This is a genomic window from Prevotella sp. P2-180 (assembly GCF_002251435.1).
Lineage (GTDB): Bacteria > Bacteroidota > Bacteroidia > Bacteroidales > Bacteroidaceae > Prevotella.
This window is the reverse complement of record NZ_NPJI01000096.1, coordinates 77903-84663: the sequence shown is the minus strand read 5'-3', so window position 1 is coordinate 84663 and position 6761 is coordinate 77903. Positions and strand designations below refer to the sequence as shown.

Annotated in this window: 6 protein-coding genes and 1 pseudogene; 3 read left to right on the top strand and 4 right to left on the bottom strand. The window is 44.7% G+C overall.

Going from position 1 to position 6761, the window contains the following annotated elements; all coding sequences use genetic code 11:
• The 4 genes and pseudogenes from CIK98_RS13910 to CIK98_RS13895 all read right to left on the bottom strand — a co-directional run.
• Positions 1-205, bottom strand: a pseudogene (locus CIK98_RS13910) (hypothetical protein); the annotation flags it as partial.
• A gap of 126 nt (positions 206-331) precedes the next feature.
• The gene (locus CIK98_RS13905) at positions 332-1027 is read right to left on the bottom strand and encodes a DUF4276 family protein (RefSeq protein ID WP_094385247.1); all 696 of its coding nucleotides are present in this window, start codon (positions 1025-1027) and stop codon (positions 332-334) included.
• Entirely contained in the window at positions 1021-2217 is a 1197-nt protein-coding gene (locus CIK98_RS13900) for an AAA family ATPase (protein WP_172409963.1), read from the bottom strand. The genes CIK98_RS13905 and CIK98_RS13900 overlap by 7 nt, the downstream gene beginning before the upstream one ends.
• Positions 2218-2382: 165 nt before the next feature.
• Positions 2383-2925 carry a UpxY family transcription antiterminator gene (locus CIK98_RS13895; RefSeq protein WP_172409962.1) on the bottom strand — a complete coding sequence of 181 codons (543 nt, stop codon included), beginning with the start codon at positions 2923-2925 and terminating at the stop codon, positions 2383-2385.
• Between the two features lie 1017 nt (positions 2926-3942).
• Between CIK98_RS13895 and CIK98_RS13890 the strand changes: the two genes are divergently transcribed.
• The 3 genes from CIK98_RS13890 to mreC all read left to right on the top strand — a co-directional run bounded on the left by CIK98_RS13890 (position 3943) and on the right by mreC (position 6528).
• Positions 3943-4539 (top strand): IMP cyclohydrolase, encoded by a 597-nt coding sequence (locus CIK98_RS13890; protein ID WP_094385242.1) that lies wholly within the window; start codon positions 3943-3945, stop codon positions 4537-4539.
• A 102-nt stretch (positions 4540-4641) separates the two neighbouring features.
• The gene (locus CIK98_RS13885; RefSeq protein WP_094385240.1) at positions 4642-5664 is read left to right on the top strand and encodes a rod shape-determining protein; all 1023 of its coding nucleotides are present in this window, start codon (positions 4642-4644) and stop codon (positions 5662-5664) included.
• A 3-nt stretch (positions 5665-5667) separates the two neighbouring features.
• Positions 5668-6528, top strand: a complete 861-nt coding sequence (mreC, locus tag CIK98_RS13880) for a rod shape-determining protein MreC (protein ID WP_094385239.1) — start codon at positions 5668-5670, stop codon at positions 6526-6528.
• The last annotated feature ends 233 nt before the right edge of the window (positions 6529-6761 follow it).

The following is a 6761-nucleotide window of genomic DNA, read 5'->3' as shown; positions in this document are numbered from 1 at the left end:
GCGACAGGCAATAGTCGATGTCCGTCTGTGTGAACTCATCCGGCAACTTTTTGAAAAACAACACTGCCTGAGCAATTTTCAGGCGATAGTCATAGATACTGCCGTCTGCATACTGTGCCAGACGCAGCTTCTTAGTAAAAAGCGAAATGCGGTCCCTGAATTTAGGTACAGCCGCGATCGCCTTGTCCAATGTCGTATTGGGCATGGTTATTTGTGGTGGAGGGGATTAATGACGGGGAGGTTCGAATTATCCCGTCATCTCCCTTCACCTTTTAGAGAAACGTAAAATAAGTGTGAAATATTGTGGTGAAAGGTTATAAGCCGCAGGACTTTAGCTTTTTTCACCGCAGTGAAAAATTAGTACAACATAGCTTCTGAATCGCAACAGTTCTGCATCACAGCTTATGAGTTTATTGACATCAATAAACCTGAGCATACCGGGCGCCGTTTTTAGTTTGCCGTATTCCACACCTTTTGCTTTCCCGTTTTTGCGCAGTTTATCACTTTGGAATGTTTGCTTCAGAATATCCTTGAGCTTGTCGCTTGGCTTGCTGATTCGCTCAATATCCTTACCTGCAATATGGTAATGAGTTGAAACATGACCACGATCAGCAAAATGCTTGTAGTTTCTTGATTTCGCCCATGCCTCAATTGCGTCAGGTTGCTTCAGAAGCCACGCCTCCATCTCTTGAATCATGAAAAAGATTCTTTCAGCCTTGTCTTGTGTGAAGATGATAGGCTCATTGGGGTTTTCCGTCTCCATCCTAACAAACCACTCAGCTTTCTTTTCCGGTTCACGGTCAAGGTCAGTATATAGAAACACGTCGTTTGGGGCATCCTTGAAAACCTTGGCAGCCAACCTCCTTCCAGCTGACATGTGCACCTCGATGCTTATATCGTCTCTATCCAACACCTCTGAGAATATCCAATAGAGAGACTCGCGAAGTGCATTGCTGTTGTCGATGGTTCCTGCGGATACATTAGTATCTATGACACCACCTTCTACAATAATCGATACCTTTACCATCGCTTTCCTCCTATCACGCCATGAAGCCACATCTGACCTGGAAGATATTCACCCTCCCATTCAGGGAAATCTTCCTCGTAATATTGCTTTACTACCGAACAGTTGTCCTTGTCTTTCTCGAACACAATGACATCCTCTATGTCGAACAAATTTAGCAGCAAAGGCGAATGAGTGGCTACGATGACTTGCGATCTTGTGGCTGCAGATTTCAGCATTTTAGCCAATGAGTTTATCATGTCCGGATGCAATCTGCCTTCAGGTTCGTCCATGCCTATCAGCTTCCCCGTATGCGGATTCATCAGGATGCTCATCATGAGGATATACCGCAATGTACCATCAGAGATAAACCTGATGCCTATGTTATTGCGCATGTTTCGCTCGCCAAGAAACATATAAAGCCGAGAGCCGAATGTCTTAAAGTTAAACTTCAAGAAATTCGGATTTATGATGCGCAGTTTCCCCTCTATATCATTGAAAGCCATTGAGTCGTCTGTGTTCAGGTTGTTCAACACAGAAGCCAGATTCTCACCGTCAGAACTCAGTCTCATTTCACTGCTTGACTTTGCCGGCTTGCGCAGTGAACTGTTTTCGCGCGTATCAAAAGTCTCGAACAGTGATATTTCGGATACCGCAGTTCTGATGATATGCATAGGCTTGTAACGCCTTGGGTCGCTGATTTGTCTCAGCACGAGTTCCTGTTCTGAGGTCATGCCCCTGAAGTTCTCAGTCTTTATGCCTTCCTTATGATATACACTTAGATAGCCCTTTCCACCTCTAAAGTCAAGATAAACGAACTTACCATTATTACCTTTCAAGTCGGTCGTAAAGAGTTTCTCTTCAATAGTATATCCTGTAGCTCCAAGTGGGCGGATGATTATCTTATAGTGAACATCAAACTTGAAATCGGACTTGGCGACAGCTCTCTTCAATGCCTTTTCATCAAAGATATATGTCAGTTCGATAGTCTTCGGTATATCAGGGCCATTTGCATTTACAACGTCATTGAACCCGCCCCATTCCAACTGGAACAGGTTTTCGAATCCGGCTCCGCACACACCTTCGTACATCAAACGAATTGCATTCAAGAACGATGTTTTTCCGCTTCCATTTATTCCTAACAGCATATTGACGCCAGGATTCAATGGTATATGATTTTCTCCCTTAAACGAGAAGAAGTCCTTTATAATCAACTCTTTTAGCATAGTAATCCAAAAAGTAATGTCATATTGCTTTAGAAAGAGGTCATTTCTTATTCCCAACCATATTCCGCAATTTCGCGGCAAAGATACATATTTATTCTGTAATTTGCAAGTAAAAGGGAATAAAAAGTGCGTTTTTACATTATCAATGACTGATTATTTTACCACTTCTTCCGGTTTGATGATTTCCAGACATCCGGTGGGGATATAGGCGGTGGCAACGAGGCAGAGACCCTGGAGGGTGATGATGACACGCTGCTGTCCGGCTGCACGGGCTACACGCCCCTCAACACCCTTGAACTCACCGGCGGTGACACGGACGATGTCGCCACTTTTGTAGTGGACATGTTCGGGCTTTACCACACGGACATCGTGGCTGTCGGCGGACAAGGCCTTGATGAAACTATTCATGGGACCATTGGGGACGACAAGCGGAGGGTTGTAACCGGTGGCCGCCAGACGGAAGTGGTCGTAGTAGTAAGAAACAAGGGTGCGAATGGATGGCTCCTGCATGATGGAGTCGAGGATTGCGGCTTCGGTATGGGCAAAAATTAAGCCGGGAAGCAGTGGCAACTGCACCCGGCGAAGCTTTCCATCGACTCTCTTCACTACTTTATGAAGAGGGTTGAAGGTATTAATTCTATTTTCGTTTAGAAGATTTGATGCTTTGACAGCACGTCCGTAAGAGACTCGAAGCACAAACCATTGCAGGTTTTCGTCATTGTCATGGGGGGTAATTGAGCTGGATGCATCGGACTCAGTTGCCGACTGGACATTTTCTACCGACACCCCTGTTTGTGAGCTTCGAGCTTCGGGGAGGGCGTTGGAGGCAAGTCCGTCGCTGAGGGGTGAATCTGCTGTTTCACCTTCTAACTGGCTACGTGCATTGATCAATGCATTCATAGTTCGATATCATTACTATTCCGCTTATATCCAGGGATTTGCGGTAGGGATTGACAGGAGAGAAACCTGACTATCCTGTAATCTGGGGACAAAGTTACGGATTTTATTTGAAATGGCTTTGGAGATATTTAGGAAAAATTTATAAAATCATCAAAATTATGGTTTTTTAACGAGAATGATTGACGTATGTCAACGCATTTATAGCTCATAGAGAGCTGCGCATCATGTTTGCCGCATGGAAACTTTAAACCATAGAGTTTAAGAGATATGGAGTATTTATACTAATCTTTTTCGAAAACTCCCCCGTCCCCTCTTACCCTGAAGAGGGGCTCCACCTCTCTCCTAAATCCTCTCCCCTCAGAGGAGAGGACTTAAAGCCTGGCCGGCTGGGCCTGTACGAGCAAACAAGCTCTCGCCCACAAGGGGTTGCTCGTGAATTGCCTACGCAACAGAGTTGCGATTATCTATGCGCCGATGGCGCGGTGGAAAAAATTAAAGATTAAAGATTAAAAAATTAAAGATTTTAAAAGGTAAACCTTAAAGAAGGATTGAAGAAGGATTAAAGAAGGATTAAAAGATTAAATATTAAAATATTAAAGATTAAAGATTATCAACAATCAGCAATCAGCAATCAGTAATCAGTAATCATCCATCTTAATGGTGAAATATTGATGGGTGGATTTTAGATGTATATCAAGAAAAAGTGAAATGGTATTAAAAATTTATGCTGAATGTTTGTGGTGTCGTGAATAGTTTGTATCTTTGCAGTCTAAATATTGCATCAACAAGATTAATATAACGTTATATTTCAAAATGGCTGATAAGAAACAAATAAAAACCGCATTGGTGTCGGTTTTCCACAAAGATGGTTTGGATGAGCTGTTGAAGAAGCTCAACGATGAGGGTGTGAAATTCCTTTCTACCGGGGGTACGCAGAGTTTTATCGAGTCGCTTGGATATGAATGCCAAAAAGTGGAGGAGGTGACTTCTTATCCTTCTATCCTAGGAGGACGTGTGAAGACTCTTCATCCAAAGGTGTTCGGCGGAATATTGGGACGACGCGAGAACGAGGGTGACCAGGAGCAGATGAAACAGTACGAGATACCGGAGATTGATCTCGTGATAGTTGATCTCTACCCATTTGAGGCTACCGTGGCAAGCGGGGCTTCAGAAGCTGACATTATTGAGAAAATTGATATTGGTGGCATCTCCCTGATTCGTGCCGGTGCCAAGAATTTTAACGATGTGGTTATCGTGCCAAGCAAGGCTGAATATGGCATGTTGCTTGATATTGTGAACGAACAGGGCGCAGTGACTACATTGGCTCAGCGTAAGACGTTTGCTGCAAGGGCTTTCGGCGTGAGCAGCCACTATGATACTGCGATTCACAAATGGTTTGTGAAGGATTAAAGGACAATAAATATACATTAAAAGGTAAAACCTTAAAAAGTAAAAGGGTAAACCCTTAAAGAATAATTAAAGAATTAAAGGATTAAAGAATTAAAGTTCTCTATGGGATTTTTTTCATTTGTACAAGAGATTGCAATGGACCTTGGTACTGCCAATACGATAATCATCTCTGATGACAAAATCGTAGTGGACGAACCTTCGGTAGTGGCTCTTGACCGCCGGACGGACAAGATGATTGCCGTGGGGGAAAAGGCTAAGATGATGTATGAGAAAGAGCATGCCAATATCCGTACCATACGTCCTTTGAGAGATGGTGTGATTGCCGACTTCTCTGCCTGTGAGCAGATGATGAGAGGACTGATAAAGATGGTTCACACGGGTAGCCGCCTGTTCTCTCCTTCGCTGAGAATGGTGATTGGTGTGCCGTCGGGTTCTACTGAGGTGGAACTGAGAGCTGTGCGTGATTCTGCCGAACATGCTGACGGCCGTGACGTATACCTGATTTTTGAGCCTATGGCTGCTGCCATCGGTATCGGTATCGACGTGGAAGCTCCTGAGGGTAACATGATTGTTGATATCGGCGGCGGATCGACAGAGATTGCCGTGATATCGCTTGGCGGTATAGTGAGCAACAACTCAATACGCATTGCCGGCGACGACTTGACTGCCGACATACAGGAATACATGAGCCGACAACATAACGTGAAGGTGAGCGAGCGTATGGCTGAGAGAATAAAGATACACGTGGGATCTGCTCTTACTGACCTCGGAGACGAAGGACCAGAGGATTATGTGGTGCACGGACCAAACCGTATCACAGCACTGCCAATGGAGGTGCCGGTGTGCTATCAGGAGATAGCTCATTGTCTCGACAAGACTGTGGCGAAGATAGAGAACGCCGTGCTTTCAGCCTTGGAGCACACTCCGCCAGAGCTCTATGCTGACATCGTGAAGAACGGTATTTACCTGAGTGGCGGCGGCGCATTGTTGCGCGGTCTTGACAAACGCCTTCAGGACAAGATAAACATACCGTTCCACATAGCGGAAGACCCATTGCACAGTGTGGCAAAGGGTGCCGGCATCGCGCTTAAGAATGTTGACCGCTTCTCGTTCCTGATGAGGTAAACGATGCGAAACCTGCTTGATTTTTTAGCGAAATACAACAACTGGCTGCTCTTCATCTTACTTGAGGTGATGAGCATTGCCATGTTGTTTCAGTACAATAGCTACCAGGGTAGCGTGTGGTTTACATCCGCCAATTTCGTGGCGGGAAAGGGGTATGAACTGGACTCCGCACTTAAGGCTTTTTTCTCGCTTACGAAAGTGAACGAGGAACTGACGGTCAGGAACTTTACCTTGGAGAGGCAGGTGAACCAGTTGGCAAGACTATATGGTAAGGCTACGGGTGACACTACCGTGCTTCAGCGACTTGCCCTTGGGAATATAGAACAATATAAACTTGTGATGGCGAAGGTGGTAAGCAACACCGTGAACAGGAAAGATAACCTCATCACAATAGACAAGGGAAGGGCTGACGGCATTGAGGCCGACATGGGAGTGACCAGCGGCAACGGTGTAGTGGGAGTGGTTTATCTCGTGTCGGAACATTATTCGATAGTGATGCCCCTGCTGAATGTAAAGTCGCGCATAAGTTGCTCGATAAGAAAAAGAGGATACTTCGGATATACGAGTTGGAATGGCGGTGACTGCTTTTTTGCCAACGTGGAGGACATACCTCGTCACGCCCACTTCAAGAAAGGCGATTGGGTGGAGACCAGCGGCTATTCCTCTATATTCCCGCCGGGCATTGCCGTGGGAAAGATTGTGGGGATATATAACTCGTCTGACGGTCTGTCCTATAAACTGAAGGTTCATCTGGCTACTGACTTCGCAAACCTACGCGACGTATGTGTAATAACAGACAAGAGTTTTGCGGAAAGGAAGGAGTTAATTGAGTCTGCGAGAGACTCGATTAAGATTAAAAATTAAAGAATTAAAAAAGTAAACTCAAGTTTCTGAAGTGATAAATCCCAATGTATAAGGGTTTTATTTAAACCACAGAGATAAAGAGAAAAAGAGGGGTTTTGTTGATGGAGTAGGTCGCAAGCGACAGAGGAAAAGAGGTTTTGCGCAGCTCTCTTTTAGCTCTAAATGCCTTGGCATTCAACCTCTATCATTATAAAAATACTCTTAAACTCTTAAACTCTTTGGTAAAAAAACTA

Bases quoted from the DNA above. Each gene is read 5' to 3' on its own strand.
- CIK98_RS13905 (WP_094385247.1), bottom strand. From the start codon at position 1,027: ATGGTAAAGGTATCGATTATTGTAGAAGGTGGTGTCATAGATACTAAT.
- CIK98_RS13890 (WP_094385242.1), top strand. From the start codon at position 3,943: ATGGCTGATAAGAAACAAATAAAAACCGCATTGGTGTCGGTTTTCCAC.
- CIK98_RS13885 (WP_094385240.1), top strand. From the start codon at position 4,642: ATGGGATTTTTTTCATTTGTACAAGAGATTGCAATGGACCTTGGTACT.
- mreC (WP_094385239.1), top strand. From the start codon at position 5,668: ATGCGAAACCTGCTTGATTTTTTAGCGAAATACAACAACTGGCTGCTC.